Below are 24226 nucleotides of genomic sequence, written 5' to 3'. Positions count from 1 at the left end.
CTAGTTTACCGCAATTGAAATCGTTACGTTGCCACTTTTCTTTTTTTCTAGTAATAACTTATCAACACCTGCCGACCGTTTTGCCGCTGGTTCGCTCACTCCGTATGCTCCTGTATATTTAAATACGGTGTCGGACGGGTTGTCTATTTTGATTTCATTTAATTGTTCAGGTGTATAATACGTAAAATTCCAATTATACTTCTCACACACCTCAAGTAAGCCTTGTTCATCTTTCTTTAAATCAATCGTTGCCATTTCTTTTACAGATAATAGAGAAATACCTACCTCCTCCAATGTATTTTTAATCACTTGTTCTATTTCTTCTGCCGTTGTTCCACGATTACATCCCATTCCCAGATATACCGATTTCGGGCGGTAGAGCACTCCATTCTTGAGCAGTTGTTCTTCCATTGACTTGGATAACAGACTGTGAGTGATTACAAGTGCTGCTTGAAACTCTTGCTGAAGCGCTTCTTCACAGGAGCTAACGACTTGAAAGTGAGTAGGCAACGGCTTTTCATGCTTCCACCACGCGCGTTCACCTGACTCTTGCACGATGACAACCGGTTCCTCATTGACGACCGCCGCACTGACCGGGGTTACATGAGTAAAATCTTCAATCTCCCAACCAAATTCTCGACCAAAAATATCAACTGGAATTGTCTTTTGAACATCTGATGCTGTCGTAATCACAGGTGTAGCCTGCAAATAGTCGCTTAGTTCGCGTGTCAAATCGTTAGCGCCACCAATATGGCCAGATAACACACTGATCACAAACTCTGCCTTGTCATCAACAACGACGACAGCAGGATCCGTTTTTTTGTCTTTTAAAATTGGAGCGATCATGCGCACGACAGCTCCTAATGAAATGACCATCACGACCCCGTCATAACGCTTAAATAACTCAGGTAAAAGTAATCGCACGGAGCCTTCAAACATTTGTATTTGCCGATCGGTTTCATCACCTTTTGCAAACTTAGTCATGTAATATACATCAGCACGTGGCATTTTTGGTTGTAAGCTACGAACGAGCTCAACACCATGCTTAGTGATCGCCACTAACGCTACGTTATCCATGCTCGGGCTCCCCTTTCCGGTAGCCATGTGTAAAGCTTTTATCATAAAGCTTAGATTCATAGTTTCCTTGAGCGACTAAATTCGGATCAACTGCTGGGCTAATAATCACCATCGCTTGTTTTGTAATTCCATTTTTACGCATATCTTCTGCTAAATTGCCTAATGATGTTCGAACAACTTTTTCGTCAGGCCAACTCGCACGATAAACAACAACGACTGGGGCCTCGCTTTTCCACTCTGCCTCGAGGAATGCGTGAACGACTTTTTTTATGAGCGTCGCACTTAAAAATAAGGATACGGTACAATGGTGCTTCGCTAAATCAACGAGCTTTTCGCGTTCAGGTACTGGCGTACGCCCTTCTGCTCTAGTTAAAATGACCGTTTGCGTTAAATCTGGAACAGTGAGCTCTACACCGGCCGCTGCAGCTGAGGCAAAGACAGAGCTCACACCGGGGATAATTTCATAGGCAATCCCCTGATTATGTAAATGACTCATTTGCTCTAAAATGGCGCCATAGACAGCTGGGTCCCCCGTATGTATTCTTGCAACACTTTTTCCTTTTCTTACAGCTGTTGCCATTACTTCAACAAGTTCTTCTAGCGCCATCCCTGCACTTTTTAATACCTTTGCTTCAGGTTTTGCAGCTTCGATTAACAAGGGATTTACGAGCGAATCAGTATAAAGGATTGTGTCAGCTTCTTGTAATATCTTCATCCCTTTAACAGTAATCAGTTCGGGGTCCCCTGGCCCTGCCCCTACGATATAGACCTTTGCTTCCAAACCCAACGTTGATCACACCTTTCTATTTTCTAACCATCATTAATGTTAAATATTCAAGCTCTGCATGACGTAGTTCTTTTACTTCGCGCCAAATGTACTCTTCTTTTGACGTAACTTTCGTGGCAACGGTTGCTTTCTCTAGTAAATCGAGTTCTTCTAGTAATTCAATCATCATTGGAAGGACTTTTGCGACTTTGATAAACACAATCCCGTCATGATCTAGTAGCGCCTGTTTCATCCGCTCACGATCCTCTGTTGCTGGAATGACAGCCGTCCAATCGTCACCGTCTGCAAGCGGTAATCCAATTCTTGAAGCCACTCCATTAATCGATGAAATCCCAGGAATTGAAACGACGTTAACGTCAGGGTGAAGCTCACTCATTAATCGATAAAGATGAATAAATGTGCTGTAGAGCATCGGATCGCCTTCAGTGACAAACGCAACGTCTTTCCCTTCTTTCACATACTCCCACACCTCAGCGACGATCGTTCTCCACTCCCGATCTAATACGTCTTGGTCTTTGGTCATTGGAAACACAAGTCCGAGCATTTTTTTCTTACTCTGGTCAATATACTCTTCGACGATTTGATAGGCATAACTTTTACTGCCTTTTCTTTTTTTTGGATAGGCAATCACCGGTGATTCTTTCATCGTTCGGTAGGCTTTCACCGTAATTAACTCCGGATCACCTGGGCCAACACCTACGCCATATACTGTTCCTAGTGTCATGCTGTTGTGTCCTCCTTTTGTTTTGCACAAATAATATAAATTGGATTTAACCCTTCAAACCGGTTCATATGTAAGATTGGCTTACTGCGAGAGATTTGCGCTAATGTGATGTTGACCTCAAAACCCTCATCTGCAAATGCTTGAGTTGCCTCGTATAAGGACTCAACTGTCGCAGCATTAAGTACAATTCGTCCGCCCTGCTTGAGGCGATTACAACAAACGTGAAGCAACTCACGCATTTCTCCTCCTGTACCACCGAGAAATATTGCATCAGGATTGGGAAACTGATCTAATCCTTGTGGGGCTTTCCCTTGTACGACCGTTACATCCGTACGAAACTTCTTCGTGTTTTCTTTGAAATTTTTTAAGTCTGGTTCATTCTTCTCAATTGCGTAAACCTCACCGAATCGTGCAATTTTTGCAGCTTCAATCGCGATTGAGCCCGTGCATGTGCCAATATCCCAAACGATACTATCCTGTTTTAATTGCAACTCGGATAGACTTAACACACGCACTTCTTTTTTTGTAATTAACCCTTTATCAGGCTTACGTTGCGAGAATTCACCATCAGCAATGCCAAGTGGCCATTTTGGACTTTCACCCACCTGCTTTAAAATGACAACGTTGAGCGGGTGCGCCTTGTAATCAGCCATTTCTTCAAGAGTCATCTTTGTCGTTTTTTCGTTTTCTCCTCCGAGCGCTTCAGCAACAAACGCTTCATATTCACCGAATCCAAACGAGAGCAAATAGTTGGCTATAGCGGCCGGTGTATTCTCTTCATCTGTTAGTAAACAAACTTTCTGGCAACCATCAACCTTTTGTGCCAATCCTTTCATTTTTCGGCCATGGACACTAATAAACGTGCAGTCTTGCCAACTTTCTTGAAGCTTTGCAAACGCTTCTTGAATCGAGCTGATATGTGGGTAGATTTCTACGGACTCAAGCTTTTTTGCTAAGTAACTACCAATCCCATAAAACAACGGATCACCTGATGCAAGGACAACTGTTTGCTTCTCTTCTGATGCGAGCTCGTCGATCACTTTTTTTAATCCACCTTGTAAGACAACTTTCTCTCCTTTGTAGTCAGGAAAGAAATTCAAATGACGTTCACCACCGACAAGACGCTCACTTTCATAGATCCACTCATGATAGATTGGTAGTAGGCTACTTTGCCCTCGATCTCCAATGCCAATCACTTTGATAGGCTCTCGCATGTCACGGTCTCCCTTCCTAATACCTCTTGTTTCATCGTCATTAAAATCGTTTCAATTTCAAGTCCGCCTCCAACTTCTGCTAACCCTGAACGTGATGCAGCGATGCATAACTTCGCAAAAAAATCATCATAACCGTTTTCCTGCATCATCGTCCCAACTTGTGAAGCAGTGTTTGCAGAACGGATTTCCTCAAGCAAACCTTCTTCAGCACCGACTTCCTTAGCAAGATCAGCTAAAAAATTAAAATCTACCGGCGCACTTTTTGAATGAACCATCATGATCCCTTGAGCGACTTTTGAGAATTTCCCCATCATCCCAACGAGAGTCACTTTCGTTATTTTTTGTGCTTTGCATTGTTTTAGCGCAAAACCAACAAAATCACCCATTTCAATAAATGCTTCCTCTTGGTGCCCCTCATATAGCGCCATCGCGTACTTCTCACTACGACCTCCTGTTGTTAAAAACAGATGGTCACAGCCACTTTCTTTTGCGACCTTTATCGCTTGAACAACGCTCGCCTTATAGGCAGCGGTTGAAAACGGTACGACAATCCCGCGTGTTCCAAGGATTGAAATCCCACCGATAATCCCGAGACGGGCATTTAATGTCTTTTCAGCAATTTCTTCCCCATCAGGAACGGATATCGTAATTTGGATCCCTTTTTGGGTTTCCGACTCGGCTAAAACCGACTCGGCGGCCTCACGAATCATTTTGCGCGGAACCGGGTTAATCGCCGCTTCGCCAACTGGAACGGGTAAACCTGGTTTTGTTACTCGACCAACCCCAACGCCTCCATCAATCGTTATTCCTGGCTCACCTCTCCAAGTAACACTTGCCACAATTTTTGCTTGATGAGTTGCATCTGGGTCGTCTCCCGCATCTTTGATCACCGACGCTTCAGCTCTCTCTGTAGAAAAGGTTACCTTTTCCATCTGAAAAGGAATCACTTCACCAATTGGAAGTGGAATTTTCACTTCCTTTACCTCCTGTTGCAACATTAACGAGAGCAAAGCCGCTTTTGTCGCAGCGGTCGCATTGGCTCCAGTGGTATAGCCGCGTTTCATGTCTTTCGGGTCTTTTTGTTGCTTCTTTTTCATTGTTATCCCTGCTTTTCTGCAATCAGTGAAAGAGCGTTAACAGCAGCAACCGTAACTGGACTTCCCCCTTTTCGACCTACATTCGTAATGAATGGAATATCCAGTTTCGCTAATTCTTCCTTCGATTCCGCTGCGGAAACAAACCCGACAGGCATCCCAACAACAAGTCCTGGGCGCGCTTCACCACTTTTTACTAAGCGAATCAATTCCAACAGTGCCGTTGGTGCGTTACCTATTGCAAAAATCCCACCATCTGCTTCTTTGATTGCTTTTCGAGTCGCTATAATTGCTCTCGTTGTATTTAATCGTTTTGCTTCCTCGATGACATCTGGATCTGAGATGTAGACGTGGACACTTCCACCAAATTTCTCAAGTCGCGGTTTACTAATACCTACTTGAACCATTTGCACGTCTGCTACTACCTTCTTCCCAGATCGAATCGCTTGAACGCCGGCACGGACTGCATCCGGGTGAAATGCGACACTTCTGCCTAGATCGAAATCGGCTGATGCATGAATGATCCGTTGGACAACTGGATATTGCTCTTGCGTAAATGAATGCTTTCCGATCTCTTCAGTAATCATCTCAAAACTTTTTCCTTCAATCTCTTGAGGCTGTACTGTTAACGGTTTAAATTCAGTTGAAAAATCCATTTCAATCACACCTTTTTTATTTTTTTAATCTGTTCTACTACTTGGGGAATGTCTGAATACACATTTCCATAACCGATCCTAGGGCGTTGGATCATCACAATCGGGATTCCTAATTCACGTGCCGCTTCAACTTTTTCATCCACCGACCCGACTTTCCCACTTTCTTTTGTGATCATTAACGTAACTCCATATTGCCTGTAGAGAGCTTTATTTAATTCTTTGGAAAATGGTCCTTGAATCGCAATGATGTTTTTTTGTTCAATCCCTAATTGTTCACATAGTTCGAGATTATCTTTGCGAGGTAACATCCGCGCAAGAAACCTCACACCTTCTAAGCCAACCAATTTTTGCGCAAATGTTGGAAGCGTCTTACTTCCAGTTGTTAACATCACTACCCCTTGATGGTTGCTGGCAACATCAGCCGCCTCCTCATATGACGCTACCTTAGTGACAATCGCATCATAGCTCGTTATTTCTTTTCGTTCATAACGAATGTAAGGAGTATCGGAGCGTTCTGCAGCTTCAATCGCATTTCGAGAAGCCTCCTCAGCAAAAGGATGGCTCGCATCAACAATAAGAGTAATCTGATGTTCCTTAATGAAATCAACCATGTCAATAGCTGCCAGCCGTCCAACCCGAACCGGTAACCTAGCCTCTGTTAATGATTTCGCTGCATTTTCTGTCACGACTGATGTGATCAGCTGGTACCCTTGTTTGTCGATCTCAATCGCTAATTCTCTAGCATCACTTGTCCCTGCTATGACTAAAATCATTTGTTGCTCCTTCCTTTGTCACTTGAGTACATGGTGGTGATCGTGGTCGTGGTCGTGATGATGATGGTGAACATCCATATGTGCTAATGCATGTAAACGATACTCGCACATGTCACAATTTAATTTTGCGCTTCCACCTAGTGCTTCTACTGCTCGGTCAATAAAAATCGTTTTAAGTGCGGGATGAAAGCCGAGGTAATCTGTCATCTTGAACACAACATCATCATATTCCGATGTAAAGTTTGCAAGCTTGTCTTCCATACGATCCATCAAAATTCCCGTAAAGAAGAAGTAAGGGACGATGTAAATCGTTTTAGCGCCAAGCTTCAGACAACGTTGCACCCCTTCTTCAACCGTCGGTGTCGTTACACCAATAAAAGAGAGCTCAACATTTGTCATTTGTAATCGCTCAGATAATAACCTTGAGATTTTATACAACTGACTGTTGGCATCCGCATCACTACTTCCTCGTCCAACGAGCAAGATCGATACTTCCTCGTTGCTACTTTCACTCGAAAATCCACAGTCGGACAACCGTGACTCTAAAATATCAAACAGCTTGTCATGGACATCAATTGGCCGACCATAACTAAATTCTACTGCAGGGTATTTTTCTTTTGCATGATCAATTGCATCTGGAATATGTATTTTTGAATGTCCGGCAGCAAAGAACATCATTGGGATTAGAGCAACCTTTGTCGCTCCTCGCTCAATACAACGCTCAATGCCAGTTGCAATAGATGGCTGAGCAAATTCTAAATAGCATGTTTCTACAATCGGGACATCGAGCTCCGGTTTCATTGATTCAACAAATTGAGCAATTTCACTATTTCCTTCGTTCTTCTTACTTCCATGACCGATAAATAAGACAGCGTTCATGCGTAACACATCCCTTTTCTATTTAATCTCCACAAACTTCATCAACAACGACTTGATCCGGTACATCACGGAACTTGAAGCCATTAATCTCTTGAACCCGTTTAAAAAATTTATGAAAACGCTCATTTGGTAAACCGCGCTCACGAAATTGTTCAACAACAGCCACAACGGTTTCAACAATTTGATCTGGTTCTACACCTTCGGCCACGAGCTGTGCGACATGCGCGTTTCTACCTGTACGTTTTGCTCCTAAAAAAAGGTCAAATTTTTGTCTTCGATAAATGATGCCAATGTCATCTGCCGTTGCACCGTAACAGGCCATTCCACATCCATTAATGCCAATGGTCATTGCCTTTGGTACAGACAACCCACCTAGCTTTTCCTGTAATTCCGTTGCATGAGGGATCGCATCACGCTTTTCACCATCACAAAAGTCACATGCTTTCACTTTAACAACATTGCCTATCGGTAATAACAACAGGCCCTCAGTTTTTAACCTTGACGTGATCTCATCTGGCTGATCCGTATGTACCGATATTCGCATTTCATGGTCTGGTGTATACTCAATTGTCCCTGATTCACCAACTATTTCTGCAATCGAAAGCATTTGCTGAGCGCTGATCTTTTTATTTGCAATACCTGGAGACACAGCAAATTCAAAAATCGATTGTTGCCTAAACTCATTTGAAAATTCCGATGACTGTTTATGTTCAGACTCCTTGCAACCTACTTTTGTCATAGCTTCCTCAGCTAAGTCAACGGCTGAAGCTACCTCTGCTTTTGTTTGAGATCCACCTTGGTGCATAGCCCAAGGCTCAGCTTGTTCTTGTAATCGTTGGTGCGGTTTTAATTGCTGTTCCTCGCTATCTAACGTGTATTTGCGTTGATAGCCACGCGGTGTAATCATCTTACCGTCGTACATAAACGTCGAGTTATTACCTATCACAACTGTCGTTAGCATCCCGATATCATGATCAAGCATATGTGCAAGATCAGTGATAACCACGTGTTGACGCTCGCGGTATGCACTTTTCACTAACCCGACCGGTGTATCTGGTGACCGATAGCTTAAGAGGATCTGTTGTGTTTCAACAATTTGACGAGTTCTTCGCCCACTTCTTGGATTGTATAAAGAAATGACAAAGTCCGCTTGAGCTGCAGCTTCTACACGCTTTTTAATTAATTCCCAAGGCGTTAGATGATCACTCAAACTGATCGTACAGGCATCGTGCATCACAGGTGCACCTAATAGCGACGCACAAGAATTAATCGCTGAAATTCCTGGAATAATCTCAACCCTTACGCCTGTTTCTTCCTTCCACCCTTGCTCAATGAGCACTTCATAAATCAAACCAGCCATCCCATAAACACCAGCATCGCCACTCGAGATGACCGCGACACTCCTACCTTGTTCTGCTTGCCTGACCGCCTCCTGAGCACGACTGACTTCTTCTGTCATCCCGGTACGAACAATTTCTTGATCTGTCAATAGTGGACGGATGATATCAATATATGTGTTATAACCGATAACTGCATCACTTTCCAAAATCGCCTCTTTTGCCCGAAACGTCATATGTTCCTCATTCCCAGGCCCAAATCCAATGACTAGTAATTTCCCTAGGTTCATTTCCATACAACTTCCTCCCATCTATAGACTCCAATGACTTGTTGTGACCAAACAGCATGATCACTAAACTTATTAAACATCCCTTTTTACTCAAGTTTATGAATCTCTCGTCTATTCTTCACACTCTACCTCAATGTGAGAGTATACGTACCCTTGTTAACATACTCTCTGCTACATCTAAAACGAAAAAAGCATCTCTAACCATTATTGGAAGGTTAGAGATGCTTGAATGATTGTTTACTAGTTTTTAGTATTCAACTTAGACTCTGCTCTCTAACACTTCCCTATTCCCCGTAGGTCAAACAGTGTTGTTAGAAAAGGCAGGTCTCCTGGCTTATGGTTCTCGCTCTTCTACACCTTCCCATTCGATATGAACAGTGGTTTCGCAGAGAGCAACCAATTACAGTGGCGGGTCCGCGTCGGTTTCTCACCGACTTCCCTATTAGAAGGTTACGAATCGTAACCCTCACCTTTTCCCTTAAATGAAATTGTTAACTATAACAGTATAGCAGGCGAAAAACTTTGTCAATTATTTTCATGAAATTTTCCTAAAAACTACTACTCTTGTCGAAAAATACTATTATTTTTGAATAGGGAGAGAACACTCGTGATTTCAGTCATGTGAGGTTCAAAGCGCACATTCTTCAATCTCAAAACCAAGATCCTCAATGATGTGATGATCATCCTCTACTAACTGACCCTCAGTCGTTAAATAATCACCTACAAAAATTGAATTAGCAGCATAGAGAGCTAAGGGCTGTAAGGTACGTAAATTCACTTCACGACCACCAGATACACGAATTTCTTTGGTTGGATTTATAAAGCGCATTAAAGCTAATACTTTCAACGATTTCATTGGATGTGTGCGACCGTAATTTTCAAGGGGCGTGCCTTGAATCGCATGAAGGAAGTTAACTGGAATGGAATCAGCATCAAGCTTTCGTAAGGCAAGCGCTGTTTCAACAATTTGTTCGTCCGTTTCTCCCATGCCAATAATACACCCAGAACAGGGTGACATTCCTGCATGCTTCACAGATTCGACAGTGTTTACACGATCTTCGTACGTATGAGTTGAGGTGATGTTTTCATGATTATCTTCATGGGTATTAAGGTTATGGTTATAACGATGAACCCCCGCTTCCTTTAACTTTTCTGCTTTTTCATCACTCAATAGACCTAAACAAGCGCAAATTTTTAATGGCATCGTTTCTCTAATTTCCTCGACAGCTTCTACAACTTGATTTAACTCTTGATCCGTCGGTCCACGTCCACTTGCCACAATGCAATACGTTCCTGCTTTTCGATTCATCGCTTCCTTCGCACCGGCTACGAGCGTTTCTTTATCAAGAAAGGAATACTTATCCACCGGTGCATCCGAAACAATGGATTGCGAGCAATATCCGCAATCTTCCGGACATAAACCACTTTTAGCATTAATAATCATATTTAGCTTTACTTTTTTCCCGAAGTAGTGTTTTCGCACCCGAAAAGCAGCTTGCAATAATGGTAATACTTGCTCATCTGGTGTTTGTAACACTTCAAGTCCTTCTCCAACTGTTAGAGGGACCCCTGTTAATGCTTTGTTAGCGAATTGTTCCCAACGATTTTTCTCATTGACAGTTATCGTCATCTCATACACCCTTTCGTTAACCTTATTTAATTAAAGGTTAACATTAAGGAGTTCAAGTTGACAAGCATTATTTTCCACTGAGTTCCTCAAAAACTTTGTGAATCCAATCATAAATCAAACCTTCGTAGCTAGCGCACTCCGTACCCTTTTCCATCTTCCTGATTTACTCCTTTCTGCTTCAGTGCATTCTCCCTCATCCTTCAATCAAAGGCGGCGTGAGTAAGCCCACTTCCTGGGCACCTCACCTTTGTTGGCGCACTCCGTACCCTTTACCTAATAAAAAAAGGCCCGAAAAACGGCCTTTTGTCAATTCAACTTTTTCATTAACTTTTCTAACTCCCGCTGGCGATCCGCAGCCTCTAAAAATCGCTTACTAGCTAACTCTTGAAACATTTGCTTACGCTTAGTACGTTCTGGAACATGTTCAATAATATCCTTTCTCGACTTCAATAGAAATTCAAGATACTCTTCATAACGTTCATCATACGTTTTTTCAAGATCTTGGCAAATGTGCTTAGCAAGCATAGGACTAGCTCCTCCTGTGGACACCGATATTGTCAACTCTCCCCTCTTTAACATTGACGGTACATAGAAATTGCTAAGTTCGGGCTGGTCAACAATATTTACTAATTGGTATTGATTAACTGCCTCAAAAACGCTACGGTTCACGTCACGATCATCTGTAGCAGCAATCACCAGAAATGCATCTTTGATATACAAAGCTTTGAAACGATCTTGCACCCACGTCAAACGATGGTTATGGTCATGAATAAGTATTTGCAGTGATTCACTTAAGTAGGGAGAGACAACTGTGACATCGGCTGCTTCTTGTATTAATCGCTTGATTTTTCTCGTCGCAACTGCCCCACCACCAACTACGACAACCAATTTCCCTTTAAGCTTCACCATAAGTGGGTAAGTCATACTCTCGCCTCCATGGTCTTTAGCTGACTAGAACGATCACTTTCATCTGTGATCAAAAAATTGTACCTACCCCCAACAACTTCATTCACCCGCTCAATCAACACATGAATCAATTTTGAATGAAAGCCTAAGTAGTCACACAAAATCACTTGTTTGTTACGTCTTTGAAAGGAATCGATTTTTTCTTCCATCCGTTTCATTAACACACCTGTAAATAATAAATAAGGCAAAACATAGACCGTTTTTGTTGGCAATGTTAGTACACGGTCTAGCCCTTCGTCAAAACTAGGCGACGTGGCAGCGAGATAACACGTTTCCACAAACGTAACAGGATAATGTTCCCAAACAAGACGACTGATTTTTGCAAGGTCACTGTTTGCATCAGGATCACTGCTCCCTCGACCAACAACAAGGAGTGATACGTCTTGACGTTCTTGCATGGTAGGTCTACTCTCCGATTCAAACAGAAATCCTTTCTCTTTCAACCGTTCTCCGATAACGGTTATCACCGTCTCAGTGACCCCAAATGGGCGCCCATAACGAAACGTAATATCAGGATAGATTGTTTGTGCACGCATAATTTCTCTTGGTATATCCACTTTTGCGTGACCAGCTGTCAAAAGCAGGACGGGAATAATAGCGATGCTCGTAGCCCCTCGTTTTACACAAGCATCAATTCCAGAAGCGATTGTCGGCTCTGTTAATTCAATAAAACAAAGCTCTTGAATCGTAATATCAACGCTTGCCATCGCTTCACTTACAAAGGAGCGAAGTTGCTCATTCCCTTGCTCTACTCTACTTCCATGCCCGACATATAGAACGGCTTCCATATCTTTCACCTACTTAATAACAATTTCAACTTCTTCTCGTTCCTTATTTGTTTGTACTTGCTCTTGAATCGAATCGATAACATCGGCAATACTAGGCGTTTTTGACGTACTTGCCACGTTAAACCCAGCTTGTTTCGCTGCTACAAATGATCGACTTCCCATACAAATGACTGCTGCATCTGCAAGTAGTTGGCTTGGGTCTTCCCCTTGTGCTCGCACTGTTTCAACTAGATTTGTAACGGCTCTAGCACTTGGGAATACAACTGTATTTAATGTGTTTTCTTGTCGCAGACGTCTAAACGTCTCATTCGATTGCTTAACAGCACTTGTCTTATACACTGCAAGGTAATCTCCCATGTACTGAAACCTCTGTTCTTTTTCATAATCGCGTTCACCAATAACTAACCAGTCCCCAACGTCCATGTTCACATTGTCGATCACGTTAGCGATACATCCGTACGCTTCAAGTGCCCGCTTTGACTTAACAGATCCGGCATAGAAGGTGGCTTGAACGGAGCGAATATCAATTTGATAGTGCCGCAATCCCCGAAAAAAGAACTCCACGCTTTCAGGGGAAGTAAATAACATATTCGTATAGCGTGCCACCTGCTCAATCGTTTTAATAAAAGATGTTTCAGAAATGAGAGACTCAGCTTGCATGCGCGGGTACTCAAACACTTCTGCCCCTTGTTTTGTTAATGCCTCTGCTAACTTCCCACGATTTGTCCCTGTTCTTGCAATTAATACCTGTCTTCCTTTCAATGGCTTTTTCTCAAACCATTGTATTTTTTTACGAATGCTAACAATATCACCCACTAATGTAATCGCGGGATTTTCAAACCCGACTTCTTCGGCTTTAGCTGTTATTGTCTCCAATGTGCCTTCTAATACGTTTTGCCTACCTAGTGTTCCCCATTGAATTAAGATGACAGGGGTTTTAGGTGATCGGCCATATAAGCAAAGTTGTGAAGTAATATAGCCTAAATTTCCAACACCCATATAAAACGCAATCGTATCGACACCAGATGCCAACGCGCTCCAATCAATCGTCGGCTTCCCTTCTTTTGATTTATCATGTCCAGTCACCACAGCAAAAGAACTCCCATACTCCCGGTGAGTGACTGGGATTCCTGCATAAGCAGGAGCCGCAATCCCTGATGTAATTCCTGGGACAATTTCAAAATCGATTTGATGCCGAGCCAGTGCTTCAGCCTCTTCTCCAACTCTTCCAAATACGCTTGGGTCTCCGCCCTTTAAACGAACGACGTTTTTACCTTCAAGCCCTTTATCAACTAATAATTGATTAATTGATTCCTGACGAAGAATATGTCGGTCTGGGAGCTTACCACAATATATGAGTTCTGCCTCTGGTCTCGCATGTTCTAGCAATAGAGGATTAACTAAGCGGTCATATAAAATCACATCCGCTGTTTGAATACATTCTAACCCTTTGACTGTGATTAACTGCGCATCACCTGGACCAGCACCAACTAAAAACACTTTTCCTTTTACCATGACCGTCTCTCCCTCGTTTTTAGTTTAGTCAAATCTTTGACTGATCTACGAATCAACTTTTTACGCTATTATTTATCGCTCGACGCCAAATCTGTAAATGATTCTCGCCAACCTTATTGACTAATTGTTGATCAGCATAACGGATTCCCTCTTCTATCGTTGCAAATTCACCATAAAGAAAATAGCGAACACCAGCATTAAATAGCACTTGAGCCCTAAAATACTCGAGCTCTTCAGCTTGATCACCAGCGAGAAGACGGTTGATAATATCGACTTGTTGATCTAGTGAAAGCTTCTCTTTTTCCTGGTCCTTTGTTTGAGCAAGACCGAAATCCTTTGGCTTTACCGTTAATGACTCCGAACCATCATCTGTGATTTTATAAATAAAACTGCTGTTTCGGTGAACAGGGATGTCCTCCGAACCTTCAATTCCTTGAACGATATATGCTTGTTTATACGGAAGCTTCTGCAAGGCTGGAATAATTTTATCAATGGCTGTTTTATGAAATGCACCAACCATTAACGTTTTTGCATTCGCTAAGTTAAGTAACTTTTCAGCCGTATTCAAAAACGTACGAACGCCCATTTCTTCACGAATATGGCGAATACGCGCAAGTGGCGAAGAAAACTTTTCTGTCCATGCAAATCCAATCATCGCTTCCTCAATTGACTTAGCGACTTGGTTCGTGGTTACATCAACAGGAATGTCTAGTTTCTCTACAATCCTTTTGATCGATGTTCCATACTTTGGTGGCAATGATTCACTTCCATGCAATAACGCAGGAATTCCACGCTCAGCTAGTAAAATTGACACAGGAACTGTAGCTGCAAATGTGTTTCGCCCTGCATAAGGTCCAGCAAAATCTACTAATTTATCTTGAAGAACCGTTGATGTAGGAATTCTGTCTGATCCTTGTCTAAACTGTTGGATAAATGCCGACAATTCCTCTGCTGATTCTTCCTTCACTCGTTCTGCGATTAAAAACGCTCCTATTTGAGCATCTGTCGCTTCACCACTCGCAATAGCATCAGCCGCTTGCATAGCTTCTTCATAGCTTAAATCGCGTCTCCCTTTTTGTCCACGTCCAACTTCACGAATCCATTGTTTCACGTTTACTTCTCCCCCTATCGATTCACTATCCCGACTTAATTGATATGTTTTATAAAGTATAGTAGATATTATTGCTAGATTCAATAGTTTTCATATCTTAATATCTATTCTATCATTAAAGTGGTGTCACTTTTACGACACTTACTTTAAATTCAGGCATACGACAGACAGGATCAAGGGCAGGGTTAGTCAAACGATTAACACTTTGCAAATCGCCCCAATGAAATGTTGTAAATAAAGTATCTTCTCGAATCGTTTCTGAATACTTACTTCTCGCAATCATTGTTCCCCTGCGCGAAGTAAGTTGAATTAAGCTATGGTCTTCAATTTGATACAATTCTGCTGTTTTTGGGTGAATTTCTAAAAGTGGTTCAGTGGCACGCCCCAATAAATCAGGACTATTTCGCGTCTGTACGCCTGTTAAATAGTGGTGCATCACCCGCCCTGTCGTTAACACGAGCGGAAAGCTTTTTGACACCTTTTCCTTTGGTTCCTGAAATTCAACGGCACTAATAATTGCTTTTTCATCCTCGTGCGCAAAAGAAGATTCAAATAAACGTCTTGTACCTGGATGTTCAAGTGTCGGACAAGGCCAAAACACCCCTTCTTCCCGCAAGCGATCATAAGTCACACCATAATAATCAGCCTTTCCACCTCGACTTGCTATACGGAGCTCATTGAAAATCTCTTTAGCAGATGTGAACGCAAAAAACTCTTCTCTTCCTAATTTTTTAGCGACATCGCAAAGAATTTGCCAATCATGCTTTGCTTCGGGTGGTGCCGGTCGTTCCCCTTTTCTTAACAGCACCCGTCCTTCAAGGTTGGTCATCGTTCCTTCATCTTCCAAATACGCAGTAGTTGGTAAAATAAGGTCCGCCATTCTTGCTGTCTCAGACATATAAAGATCAGCAACGACTAAACAATCTAGCTTTTTTAACGCTTGTTCAACAAACTGTGAATTTGGATTGGATACAACTGGGTTCGACCCCATAATAAACATAGCATTGATCTCATTTTGATCAATTTTCTCAAACAATTCATAGGCTGATACTCCTTTTCGTGGCAACTCTTCTTCGTCAATACCCCAAACGCCTGCAATATACCTACGATGTTCGTCGTTTTCAATCGAGCGATAACCAGGCAACTGATCGGCTTTTTGTCCGTGCTCCCTTCCACCTTGACCATTCCCTTGTCCTGTAATTGCACCATAACCACAGCCTCGCTTGCCAATCTTTCCTGTTACCAATGGCAGGTTGAGAAAATTTTTAACCGTTTGAACACCACTTGCATGTTGTTCAACCCCTCTCGCTGTAAATACCATCCCAGTCTCCGCTTGACCGTATTGCTCAGCCGCTGTGATCATGTCGTCAATATCGACTCCAGTTACCTCAGAAACTTCGTCTAGTTGAATCACGCTTACGTGATCGCGTAACTGAGAAAATCCATTCGTGCGTTCATTCACAAACTTATAGTCAACAAAATCACGATCAATCAGTATCTTAAGAATTCCGTTCACAAGATTGGCATCCATTCCGGGTTTGACTTTTAGGTGTAAGTCAGCAAGCTTTGTTGTTCCTGTCTCACGCGGATCAATCGCAATAATATAAGCACCATTTTTCTTCGCTTTACGAAAATAAGGCAATATCGTCGGTTGGCATTCAGCAATATTAGTACCGGCTAGAATAATGCATTTCGCCTCAGGGACCTCCGAAAGTTGGTTGGTTAGACCGCGATCGATCCCAAACACTTGTTGTGCAGCTGAAGCTGCTGAAGACATACAAAACCGTCCATTATAATCGATATACTTGGTTTTTAAAGCGACACGAGCAAATTTTCCTAATAGATAGGCTTCTTCATTGGTCAAGGATCCTCCGCCATAGACTGAGATTGCATCATTCCCTTTTTGATGTTGAATCTTTTCGAACTTTTCCTTGATATAATCGAGTGCCAAGCTCCACGGAATGCGCTGAAATTCACCATCAACATTTAATAGTGGAAATTTAATCCTTTCGCCATTGATTACATGTTGATGTGCGTTCATTCCTTTGATACATAAGCGACCTTCTGAGGTCGGATCTTCCTTGTTCGGCTTTACTTTTATCTTTTTTCTTGCGATAATCCGCTCCTCCATCACCTCTTTGGTACACTGAACACTACAATATGGACACTGTGCTTGATAAATGGTCTCTGTACCTAATTCAAGTTGTTTTTTTCGAAAATGTTTTAATAAATCACTCACTCTTATCAACCATCCTTATTATTCAATCAGACCCATATTTACTGCTACTTACAGCATCTGTTAACTAAAATACTCTCTCGATCATGTATGTAAAGAACACTACCTTTTGTTAATTCTGATTATTCCATAAAAACAACTTCAAAGCAGTAAAAATGTAAGGAATCCTAACAGAAGAATTTAAACTACTTTTACTTCCTGCTCTTTTTTACACCATTCATTTAAATTTTGCCTAAGCCGTTTGAGTTTTCCCAGAAGATAATGCTTGCCTATGTTTGCGTTGTTTCATGAACTTGTAGTGAACAAGTAAACATACAAAACCGAAGGCACCTAAGAAAACAAATCCAAGAACATAGCTGCCTGTATATTGATTAATGAAACCTAGCATAATCGGAGGAAAAAAGCCTCCTAGACCTCCGATCGCACCAACGACCCCAGTGACTGCACCAGTGTTTCCTTTTGAAACTTCTGGTACAAGCTTAAAAACAGCCCCATTACCAATACCAAACAAGAACGCTAACAAAAAGCAGCTCGCAACAAAAAAAGTTAAATCGTTAATCAAAAAGGAGATGATAAGCGCAGCTCCAATTGCCCCAACAAAAACAGTGGATAAAATGTTGTCGGTTCCAAATTTGTCAGCTAAATAGCCCCCAAGCGGGCGAATGAATGTTGCAATTGTAATAAACAAAGCCGATATCATTCCAGCACCAACAGCTGAAAACAAAAATTCATCCTGCAATAACGTGGGCATATAAACGCTAAAAGCAACAAAACCGCCAAACGTCAAAAAGTAAAACAACGATAACACCCAAGTCGCTTTCATCTTCATCACAGACAACGAGTCTTTGATCGAACTAGGTTGTTCTTGTACCTCGGACTCTTTCGTCCCGAACCAAAAGATGATCGCCATTAGTCCAATTAAAATAGCTAATCCCCAAAAAGCCCAAGAAAGACCAAACACCAAAACAATCGTTGGGATCGTAAAGCTAACGGCAGCTGTACCGAAATTCCCCATCCCTGCAATGCCTAATACTAACCCTTGCTTCTCGGGTGGGTACCATTTTGATACATAGGTAATCGCAATAGCAAATGTTGTACCGGCCATGCCGATAAAAAAGGCAGACATCAACAACCATGCATAAGAATCGGCAAAACCTGCTGCCACTAACGGAAAAACAAGCGACAACATTGTAATCGTATAAACTTTTTTACCCCCATAGCGATCCGTTAATATTCCCATTGGTATTCTCATGATTGATCCTAACAATACTGGGATTGCAACTAAAATACTTCTCTCAACGGATCCAAAACCATAAGCCTCTTGGAGTTGTGAAGCGATTGGTGACATGACCGTCCAAACGGAAAAAGAAACGACCATAGCTAGCGTCGATAATAGGAGTGCTGAGCTACTACCCTTCATAAAAATAACCTCCTTACATTTATTTACACGCTTAATCACACTTATATTTTTGCATATCACGGTATATAGATCTGCATTCCTGTTAACTTTTGTCACATATATTTTTTTACAATTTAATGGTTCACCTCGTTCGTACTAGGCTATCACATTACCTTAACGTCATAAAAAAGTTGATCCCATTGTCACCACAAACGTGACAATGGGATCAACTTTTAATCAATAGAAAAAAATTATTATCGCTTTAGTTATTTTCCTGTAACGTTATGCACTATATTGATTCGATCGGTCGACAGAAGATTCAAGATACTCGTTGGCAAATGAACCTTCTGGCTCATCTAACCAGAAGTAGCAGCAAATAAAACTTAAAAATGCTCCACCTGCTAAAATAAAGAAAAATTGCTGTGGTGTAACAAGGGTGTAGAGCACTAAGTAAACTGTAGAGCCCACATTCCCATATGCGCCACTCATACCGGCAATTTGACCAGTAATTCTTTGTTTAACAAAAGGAATGACTGCAAATGTCGCTCCTTCTGCCCCTTGAATAAACATCGACGTTACAATAGTCATCGCAACTGCCAATACGAGCGGCCAGCTCGAATCAATCATCCCCATCCCAACAAGTCCAACGCTAATCCCGATCATATAAATAAGCATTGTATTTCTACGACTATTCATTCGGTCTGATAACCAGCCTCCTAACGGCCTTGCAATTAAATTAACAAATGCAAATGAAGATGCGATCAACCCTGCTTGTGCTGGGCTTAATGAGAACATCATTTGGAAAAACATTGGTAACATTGAAATAATCGCTAACTCTGCTCCAAAGTTGGCAAAGTATGTACTATTTAACGCTGCTACATTTCTAAACTTATAACGATCGTCCTTAGGTACACCTTTTTTTAAAATCGGCACATTTACCTTAAAGATGTTGTAAATTTGATAGATACAGAAGATAACACAAAGTGCATATGCCGTATATAATAAGGTATCTGAGATCATTCCCGTTCCCTGCAACCGCCATGCGACAAGGGTAAGTGCTGCATATAATGGAATGGTCCATAAGATAAGAAGAACCATATCTCCCCAACTGCTAACTTCCATAGCTGCAATCTTCTTTGGTTTTTTGTATTCCTTACCTTCAGGCGTATCTCTTGCAAAGATGTAAAAAATAATCCCGTAAATTAAACAAACTAGTCCTGTAAAAGCTACAGCATACCTCCAACCGTTATCTCCACCAAACATTGTTAGCGATAACCAAGGCAAAAGCATGGCACCCGCTGCCGAACCAAAGTTGCCCCAACCTCCGTAAATACCTTCAGCCATTCCAACACTTCTTGGTGGAAACCATTCCGATACCATCCGTATCCCTACAACAAAACTGGCTCCTATGCTACTTAATATCAGTCTTGCTATTAACAATTGCATAAAACTAGTACCGAACGCAAACACAAATGTCGGAATTGACATGATTATTAATAACCCGGCATAGACCTTTCTCGGGCCATATTTATCTAGCAATTTCCCAACGATAATCCGTGCTGGAATCGTTAACGCAACATTAACGATAGCTAATGCAGCAAGATGATCCGCTGTCAAAAAGTCTGTCGTTTCTATCATTGTTGTAGCAAGCGGTGCCATATTAAACCACGTAAAGAACGATACAAAGAATGCGATCCAAGCTAAATGAAGCATTTTCGTCTGTTGATTTTTAAACTTAAAAACATCTGATAATGTCATCTTATACACCCCTCTACATCGTTTTAATCTAAAAACAGCAAGACCAACCATCATCATTTAACCTTACAATATTAATCCCTCCTATGAATGACATCCTGCATATGGCATTCATCAGTAGTTTTGTGATTCTCATTATTCCACAGTTTGTTTTCAGAAACTTCAAACATGTGAGTTTCTTTTACAGAGGAATTTTACTGGCAATGTTTCTAGACACTAAAAAAGCCATTGGAGATGGTCTCCAATGACTTTGATCACTAAGATTTAAATGTTTAGTTGATGTCCTTTAAGACTCGAGTTTCAAAATCTTTACTAGTTAATGGCTTACTTAGGAAATACCCTTGAATTTGATGACATAAATGCTCCTTTAAATACGATAATTGCTCCTCGACTTCAACACCTTCTGCTATCACATTCAGTCCTAAGCTGTGCCCCATCGCGATAATCGCCCGCACAATAGAAGCATCACCACTACTTGCTATTTCATCGATAAATGATTTATCGATTTTCAATGTATCTACTGGGTAATCTTTCAAATAACTAAGTGATGAATAGCCTGTCCCAAAATCATCAATAGATAGATGGACACCGAGATTACGAATCGCATTTAGCTTTTGATTTACATACTTCTTTTGATGCATCGCAATATTTTCTGTAATTTCTAATTCTAAATAATGCGGGTCCAACTCTGTATCTTTTAAAACACCAGCAATCATATCAACGAGATCTGGTTGTTGAAACTGTCTTACCGATAAATTAACAGACACACATATTGGCTTATACCCTTGCTTTTGCCAGGCTTTGTTTTGTTCACACGCGGTACGTAAGACCCACTCGCCAATTTCACAAATCATACCAGTCTCTTCAGCGACCGGTATGAACTCCCCCGGTGAGACAGAGCCTAAGTGGTCATTCTCCCAACGAAGAAGTGCCTCCATTCCATTAATCTCTGACGTCATTAAATTCAACTTCGGCTGGTACACTAGTGAAAACTCTTCGTTTTCTAATGCTTTACGTAAGTTTTTTTCAATCATAACTTGACGAGTTACCTCTCGGTCCATGATCGATTGAAAGAACTGATAATTATTTTTCCCTTGTTTTTTCACTTGATTAATCGCGATATCAGCTTTTTGAGTGAGCTCATCAATCGTTTGACCATCATCTGGAAAAATACTTATTCCAATACTACAGGTCGTATAGTTCTCACTTCGTTCTATACAAATGCCCTTATCTAAGGCTTTCAAAACCTTCGTTGCAATCACCCGAATCGTTTCCTCATTTGCGTCGCGTAAATAAATTAGAAATTCATCCCCACCTACACGTGCAATCATATCGTCAGCTCGTAAGCAAGCATGGATTCGTTGCGCAACCGCCTGTAACATTAAATCTCCGTATCTGCGCCCCAATGAATCATTAATCATTTTGAACCGATCTAAATCAATCGATAAAACCGCTAAACGTTCTTGGTTTGCTGTTGCTTCCTGTAAAGCCGTTGCTAACTGCTCACGAAATGCCAGTTGATTTGGCAATTTTGTTAACTCATCATAGTAAGCTAGATAATGGGCTCGTTCTTCTACTTTTTTTCGTTCAGTGACATCCGTACGAATGGATACATATTGATATGGTTTGCCATTGGAATCCAAAAAGGGAACAATCGTTGTGTGCATCCAATAATAGCTCCCATCCTTGGCTTGGTTTTTCACTTCCCCTTGCCAAACATCCCCATTTCCAATCGTACGCCACATCTGGCGAAAAAATTGTTTCGAGTGATAACCAGAGTTAACAATACGATGGTCCCTACCTAATAGCTCTTCTCGAGAATAACCCGAAATTTCAGTAAACTTATCATTGATATACCTTATCCTCCCTTGCGGATCAGTAATCGCGACAATGGATGATTGATCAAGGGCAAATTTAATGTCTTTTAGCTCTTTGAGTGTACTTTGCAACTCATTCTCTGCCTTTTTACGAATCGTTTGATCCTTTAAGATCAATAAAAAACCGATAAGTTCCTGCTTTTGATCAAAAAGCTGCACACCAGATACACTGACATCAATCATTAGACCTGACTTTTTGGGTAGAATAGCATCTTCACTCGCAATAACCTCACCCTTCTGAAGCCTCTCAACAATTGGACGTGTTTCTCCCTCGCAACCATAAAACGACGGATGGAGTTTTCCGATGATTTCGTCTTCATGCCACCCAAACATCGATTCAGCCCCATAATTTAGTAAGATCAACTTTCCATCTTTATCTAGAACCACAATCGCTACCGGTGACGATTGGACTAAAGCACGCAAAACCTCTACATCTTCCCACATATACTGACAATACTCATTTGTATGATGCGCTAGTAAATTGTTTAATTGATCAAAATTATTGTTAGCCATAGTTCATCCTTCTTTCAAAACTGTAATGCAATCGCTTGGTGATCATATATAGCTATTTTACCCTTTTTTTGTCTACATTTACATAGCCAGGCATCATTCAAATATGAAGAACTTAACTCTCTTTTCTAACGGCTAACAACTTTCTCCAGAAACTATGTTAGGAAATCTAACAAAGAAAGCTTTTCCACCTATTCTGATATGGTATAGTATAAATAACAATCACAACTTTCCAAAAATTGAGAGGAGTGTATACACTTGTGGCAAAGTCTTATAAAGAAAAGAAAGTTATTACCATTGGGGTTGTTAGCGAATTAACAGGACTATCTGAACGAAAAATTCGCTATTATGAGGAGCGAAAACTGATCTATCCTGAGCGTACACAAGGTGGCACACGTAAATTTTCTTTCATGGATGTTGAACGGTTGGTAGATATTGCCAACAAAATGGAAGATGGAATGCAAACCTATGAAATCAGACGGATGGAACAAAAGCAACTCAAGAAGAAAGATGTGCGTGACCGTATGATCCGCGGACAGTTAAACGCCGCCTTTAATATAAGAAAATAGTAAAAAAGCACTACATGGCAATTCAGAGATGTCATGTAGTGCTTTTTATTTTATTATATTTAATTCTCATTTTTGGAAAGCTAACCGTAGCAAGAAAAAGTGCAGTATGGAAAGGACGGTTACGTGATGACATATGATTGCTTAATTATTGGTGGTGGTATTGCGGGCTTACAAGCAGCGATTCAATTAGGCAGGTATGATCACTCCATTGCAGTGATTGATGCTGGAGGCGGTCGTTCGAGTCTTTGTCGAAATTACCATAACTTATTAGGTTGGCCCGACGGTGTTAGTGGTGATCACTTTCGTTCTACCGGACAAAAGCAAGCCAAGCAATTCGGTGTTCACTTTATCAATGACAAAGCGATTGATATAAAAAAAGATCAGCAAGGGTTTGCCATCACCCTACAAGACGACACAATTTGTCCGAAAGGAAAAACCCTCTTATTTGCAACAGGTATCACGGAACGACTCCCAGATTTGCCGGCACTACTCCCCTGTCTCGGCCACAGTGTCTATATTTGTCCTGATTGTGACGGATATGAAATTAAACAGAAAAAAACGATTGTAATCGGTTCAGGGAAAGCTGGTGCGAACCTCTCACGTGCTCTTCGTTATTGGAGCGATGAGATTACATTTGTGAATCACGAAAAAATAAATGTGCCAGATGAGGTTGTGAACAAACTTGCAAAAGAAAATATTACAATCATAAATGAAGAAGTCAAAGATGTTCATACGAAAGATCAATCACAATTTACAGGAATTACGTTAGTAAACGGTGAGAAAATCGAGGCTTTTCATGCATTTCTTGCAATGGGAAACAATCAAGTAAATTCAGGCCTTGCCAAACGTATTGGAGTAGAAAGGCTAGAAAATAAACATATTAATGTTAACCCTCGTACGAAGCAAACCAACATACCTGATGTATGGGCTGTTGGTGATGTCGTTGCCCATTCGCAGTTACTATCTGTTGCCATGGGTGACGGAGCACAAGCTGCGATTTGGATTCATAAGCGTCTATTACAAGGTCGATAATCCAGTA

General features: G+C 41.3%; 20 protein-coding genes and 1 riboswitch. Of the genes, 2 read left to right on the top strand and 18 right to left on the bottom strand.

The window, feature by feature from the left end; genetic code table 11:
- From KH400_RS14470 to KH400_RS14385, 18 genes are all read right to left on the bottom strand, one after another.
- Entirely contained in the window at positions 1 to 1077 is a 1077-nt protein-coding gene (locus KH400_RS14470) for a cobalt-precorrin 5A hydrolase (RefSeq protein ID WP_217225703.1), read from the bottom strand.
- Complete coding sequence (gene cobM, locus KH400_RS14465; protein WP_217225701.1) at positions 1070 to 1864, bottom strand: precorrin-4 C(11)-methyltransferase; 795 nt, start codon at positions 1862 to 1864, stop codon at positions 1070 to 1072. The genes KH400_RS14470 and cobM overlap by 8 nt, the downstream gene beginning before the upstream one ends.
- A 16-nt stretch (positions 1865 to 1880) precedes the next feature.
- Positions 1881 to 2588, bottom strand: coding sequence for a precorrin-2 C(20)-methyltransferase (cobI, locus tag KH400_RS14460; RefSeq protein WP_217225699.1), 708 nt, complete (start codon positions 2586 to 2588; stop codon positions 1881 to 1883).
- Positions 2585 to 3802 (bottom strand): precorrin-6y C5,15-methyltransferase (decarboxylating) subunit CbiE, encoded by a 1218-nt coding sequence (gene cbiE / locus KH400_RS14455; RefSeq protein ID WP_217225697.1) that lies wholly within the window; start codon positions 3800 to 3802, stop codon positions 2585 to 2587. Before cbiE ends, cobI begins: the two co-directional genes overlap by 4 nt.
- Positions 3781 to 4899, bottom strand: a complete 1119-nt coding sequence (locus KH400_RS14450; protein WP_217225694.1) for a cobalt-precorrin-5B (C(1))-methyltransferase — start codon at positions 4897 to 4899, stop codon at positions 3781 to 3783. Before KH400_RS14450 ends, cbiE begins: the two co-directional genes overlap by 22 nt.
- 2 nt (positions 4900 to 4901) lie before the next feature.
- Positions 4902 to 5552: a precorrin-8X methylmutase gene (locus KH400_RS14445; RefSeq protein ID WP_217225692.1), complete on the bottom strand. Its 651-nt coding sequence runs from the start codon at positions 5550 to 5552 to the stop codon at positions 4902 to 4904.
- 5 nt (positions 5553 to 5557) lie between these two features.
- Positions 5558 to 6325, bottom strand: coding sequence for a precorrin-6A reductase (cobK, locus tag KH400_RS14440; protein WP_217225690.1), 768 nt, complete (start codon positions 6323 to 6325; stop codon positions 5558 to 5560).
- Positions 6326 to 6343: 18 nt separating this feature from the next.
- On the bottom strand, positions 6344 to 7204 hold the full coding sequence (locus KH400_RS14435; protein WP_217225688.1) for a sirohydrochlorin chelatase: 861 nt from the start codon (positions 7202 to 7204) through the stop codon (positions 6344 to 6346).
- A 22-nt stretch (positions 7205 to 7226) separates the two neighbouring features.
- Positions 7227 to 8837, bottom strand: coding sequence for a precorrin-3B C(17)-methyltransferase (gene cobJ / locus KH400_RS14430; RefSeq protein ID WP_246589632.1), 1611 nt, complete (start codon positions 8835 to 8837; stop codon positions 7227 to 7229).
- 296 nt (positions 8838 to 9133) lie between these two features.
- A riboswitch (cobalamin riboswitch) is annotated at positions 9134 to 9320 on the bottom strand.
- Between the two features lie 139 nt (positions 9321 to 9459).
- Positions 9460 to 10461 carry a biotin synthase BioB gene (bioB, locus tag KH400_RS14425; protein ID WP_217225686.1) on the bottom strand — a complete coding sequence of 334 codons (1002 nt, stop codon included), beginning with the start codon at positions 10459 to 10461 and terminating at the stop codon, positions 9460 to 9462.
- A 306-nt stretch (positions 10462 to 10767) separates the two neighbouring features.
- A complete protein-coding gene (locus KH400_RS14420; protein WP_217225684.1) occupies positions 10768 to 11385 on the bottom strand; it encodes an NAD(P)-binding protein in 618 nt (205 codons plus the stop codon).
- Complete coding sequence (locus KH400_RS14415) at positions 11382 to 12215, bottom strand: sirohydrochlorin chelatase (protein ID WP_217225681.1); 834 nt, start codon at positions 12213 to 12215, stop codon at positions 11382 to 11384. The genes KH400_RS14420 and KH400_RS14415 overlap by 4 nt, the downstream gene beginning before the upstream one ends.
- A 9-nt stretch (positions 12216 to 12224) precedes the next feature.
- A complete protein-coding gene (cobA, locus tag KH400_RS14410) occupies positions 12225 to 13730 on the bottom strand; it encodes a uroporphyrinogen-III C-methyltransferase (RefSeq protein ID WP_217225679.1) in 1506 nt (501 codons plus the stop codon).
- A 52-nt stretch (positions 13731 to 13782) separates the two neighbouring features.
- Positions 13783 to 14841 carry an anthranilate phosphoribosyltransferase gene (locus KH400_RS14405; RefSeq protein WP_217225677.1) on the bottom strand — a complete coding sequence of 353 codons (1059 nt, stop codon included), beginning with the start codon at positions 14839 to 14841 and terminating at the stop codon, positions 13783 to 13785.
- A 115-nt stretch (positions 14842 to 14956) separates the two neighbouring features.
- Positions 14957 to 17080: an assimilatory nitrate reductase catalytic subunit NasC gene (gene nasC, locus KH400_RS14400; protein WP_217225675.1), complete on the bottom strand. Its 2124-nt coding sequence runs from the start codon at positions 17078 to 17080 to the stop codon at positions 14957 to 14959.
- Between the two features lie 229 nt (positions 17081 to 17309).
- Positions 17310 to 18497, bottom strand: a complete 1188-nt coding sequence (locus tag KH400_RS14395) for an MFS transporter (RefSeq protein WP_217225673.1) — start codon at positions 18495 to 18497, stop codon at positions 17310 to 17312.
- Positions 18498 to 18758: 261 nt separating this feature from the next.
- A complete protein-coding gene (locus tag KH400_RS14390; protein WP_217225671.1) occupies positions 18759 to 20234 on the bottom strand; it encodes a NarK family nitrate/nitrite MFS transporter in 1476 nt (491 codons plus the stop codon).
- Between the two features lie 269 nt (positions 20235 to 20503).
- Complete coding sequence (locus KH400_RS14385) at positions 20504 to 22621, bottom strand: sensor domain-containing protein (RefSeq protein ID WP_246589630.1); 2118 nt, start codon at positions 22619 to 22621, stop codon at positions 20504 to 20506.
- Between the two features lie 257 nt (positions 22622 to 22878).
- Between KH400_RS14385 and KH400_RS14380 the strand changes: the two genes are divergently transcribed.
- Entirely contained in the window at positions 22879 to 23187 is a 309-nt protein-coding gene (locus KH400_RS14380; protein ID WP_217225669.1) for a MerR family transcriptional regulator, read from the top strand.
- 126 nt (positions 23188 to 23313) lie between these two features.
- The gene (locus tag KH400_RS14375; RefSeq protein ID WP_217225667.1) at positions 23314 to 24219 is read left to right on the top strand and encodes an NAD(P)/FAD-dependent oxidoreductase; all 906 of its coding nucleotides are present in this window, start codon (positions 23314 to 23316) and stop codon (positions 24217 to 24219) included.
- The last annotated feature ends 7 nt before the right edge of the window (positions 24220 to 24226 follow it).

Origin of the sequence: Desertibacillus haloalkaliphilus (genome assembly GCF_019039105.1) — a bacterium.
GTDB classification, from domain to species: domain Bacteria; phylum Bacillota; class Bacilli; order Bacillales; family KJ1-10-99; genus Desertibacillus; species Desertibacillus haloalkaliphilus.
Note: the sequence above shows the minus strand (reverse complement) of the source record. Positions and strands in the feature narration are given on the sequence as shown.

What these genes read in the sequence shown, in the direction of transcription:
- KH400_RS14470 (WP_217225703.1), bottom strand. Translation starts at nt 1,077, where the DNA reads ATGGATAACGTAGCGTTAGTGGCGATCACTAAGCATGGTGTTGAGCTC.
- cobI (WP_217225699.1), bottom strand. Translation starts at nt 2,588, where the DNA reads ATGACACTAGGAACAGTATATGGCGTAGGTGTTGGCCCAGGTGATCCG.
- cbiE (WP_217225697.1), bottom strand. Translation starts at nt 3,802, where the DNA reads ATGCGAGAGCCTATCAAAGTGATTGGCATTGGAGATCGAGGGCAAAGT.
- KH400_RS14450 (WP_217225694.1), bottom strand. Translation starts at nt 4,899, where the DNA reads ATGAAAAAGAAGCAACAAAAAGACCCGAAAGACATGAAACGCGGCTAT.
- KH400_RS14445 (WP_217225692.1), bottom strand. Translation starts at nt 5,552, where the DNA reads ATGGATTTTTCAACTGAATTTAAACCGTTAACAGTACAGCCTCAAGAG.
- cobK (WP_217225690.1), bottom strand. Translation starts at nt 6,325, where the DNA reads ATGATTTTAGTCATAGCAGGGACAAGTGATGCTAGAGAATTAGCGATT.
- KH400_RS14435 (WP_217225688.1), bottom strand. Translation starts at nt 7,204, where the DNA reads ATGAACGCTGTCTTATTTATCGGTCATGGAAGTAAGAAGAACGAAGGA.
- cobJ (WP_246589632.1), bottom strand. Translation starts at nt 8,837, where the DNA reads ATGGAAATGAACCTAGGGAAATTACTAGTCATTGGATTTGGGCCTGGG.
- bioB (WP_217225686.1), bottom strand. Translation starts at nt 10,461, where the DNA reads ATGACGATAACTGTCAATGAGAAAAATCGTTGGGAACAATTCGCTAAC.
- KH400_RS14420 (WP_217225684.1), bottom strand. Translation starts at nt 11,385, where the DNA reads ATGACTTACCCACTTATGGTGAAGCTTAAAGGGAAATTGGTTGTCGTA.
- KH400_RS14415 (WP_217225681.1), bottom strand. Translation starts at nt 12,215, where the DNA reads ATGGAAGCCGTTCTATATGTCGGGCATGGAAGTAGAGTAGAGCAAGGG.
- cobA (WP_217225679.1), bottom strand. Translation starts at nt 13,730, where the DNA reads ATGGTAAAAGGAAAAGTGTTTTTAGTTGGTGCTGGTCCAGGTGATGCG.
- KH400_RS14395 (WP_217225673.1), bottom strand. Translation starts at nt 18,497, where the DNA reads ATGAAGGGTAGTAGCTCAGCACTCCTATTATCGACGCTAGCTATGGTC.
- KH400_RS14390 (WP_217225671.1), bottom strand. Translation starts at nt 20,234, where the DNA reads ATGACATTATCAGATGTTTTTAAGTTTAAAAATCAACAGACGAAAATG.
- KH400_RS14385 (WP_246589630.1), bottom strand. Translation starts at nt 22,621, where the DNA reads ATGGCTAACAATAATTTTGATCAATTAAACAATTTACTAGCGCATCAT.
- KH400_RS14375 (WP_217225667.1), top strand. Translation starts at nt 23,314, where the DNA reads ATGACATATGATTGCTTAATTATTGGTGGTGGTATTGCGGGCTTACAA.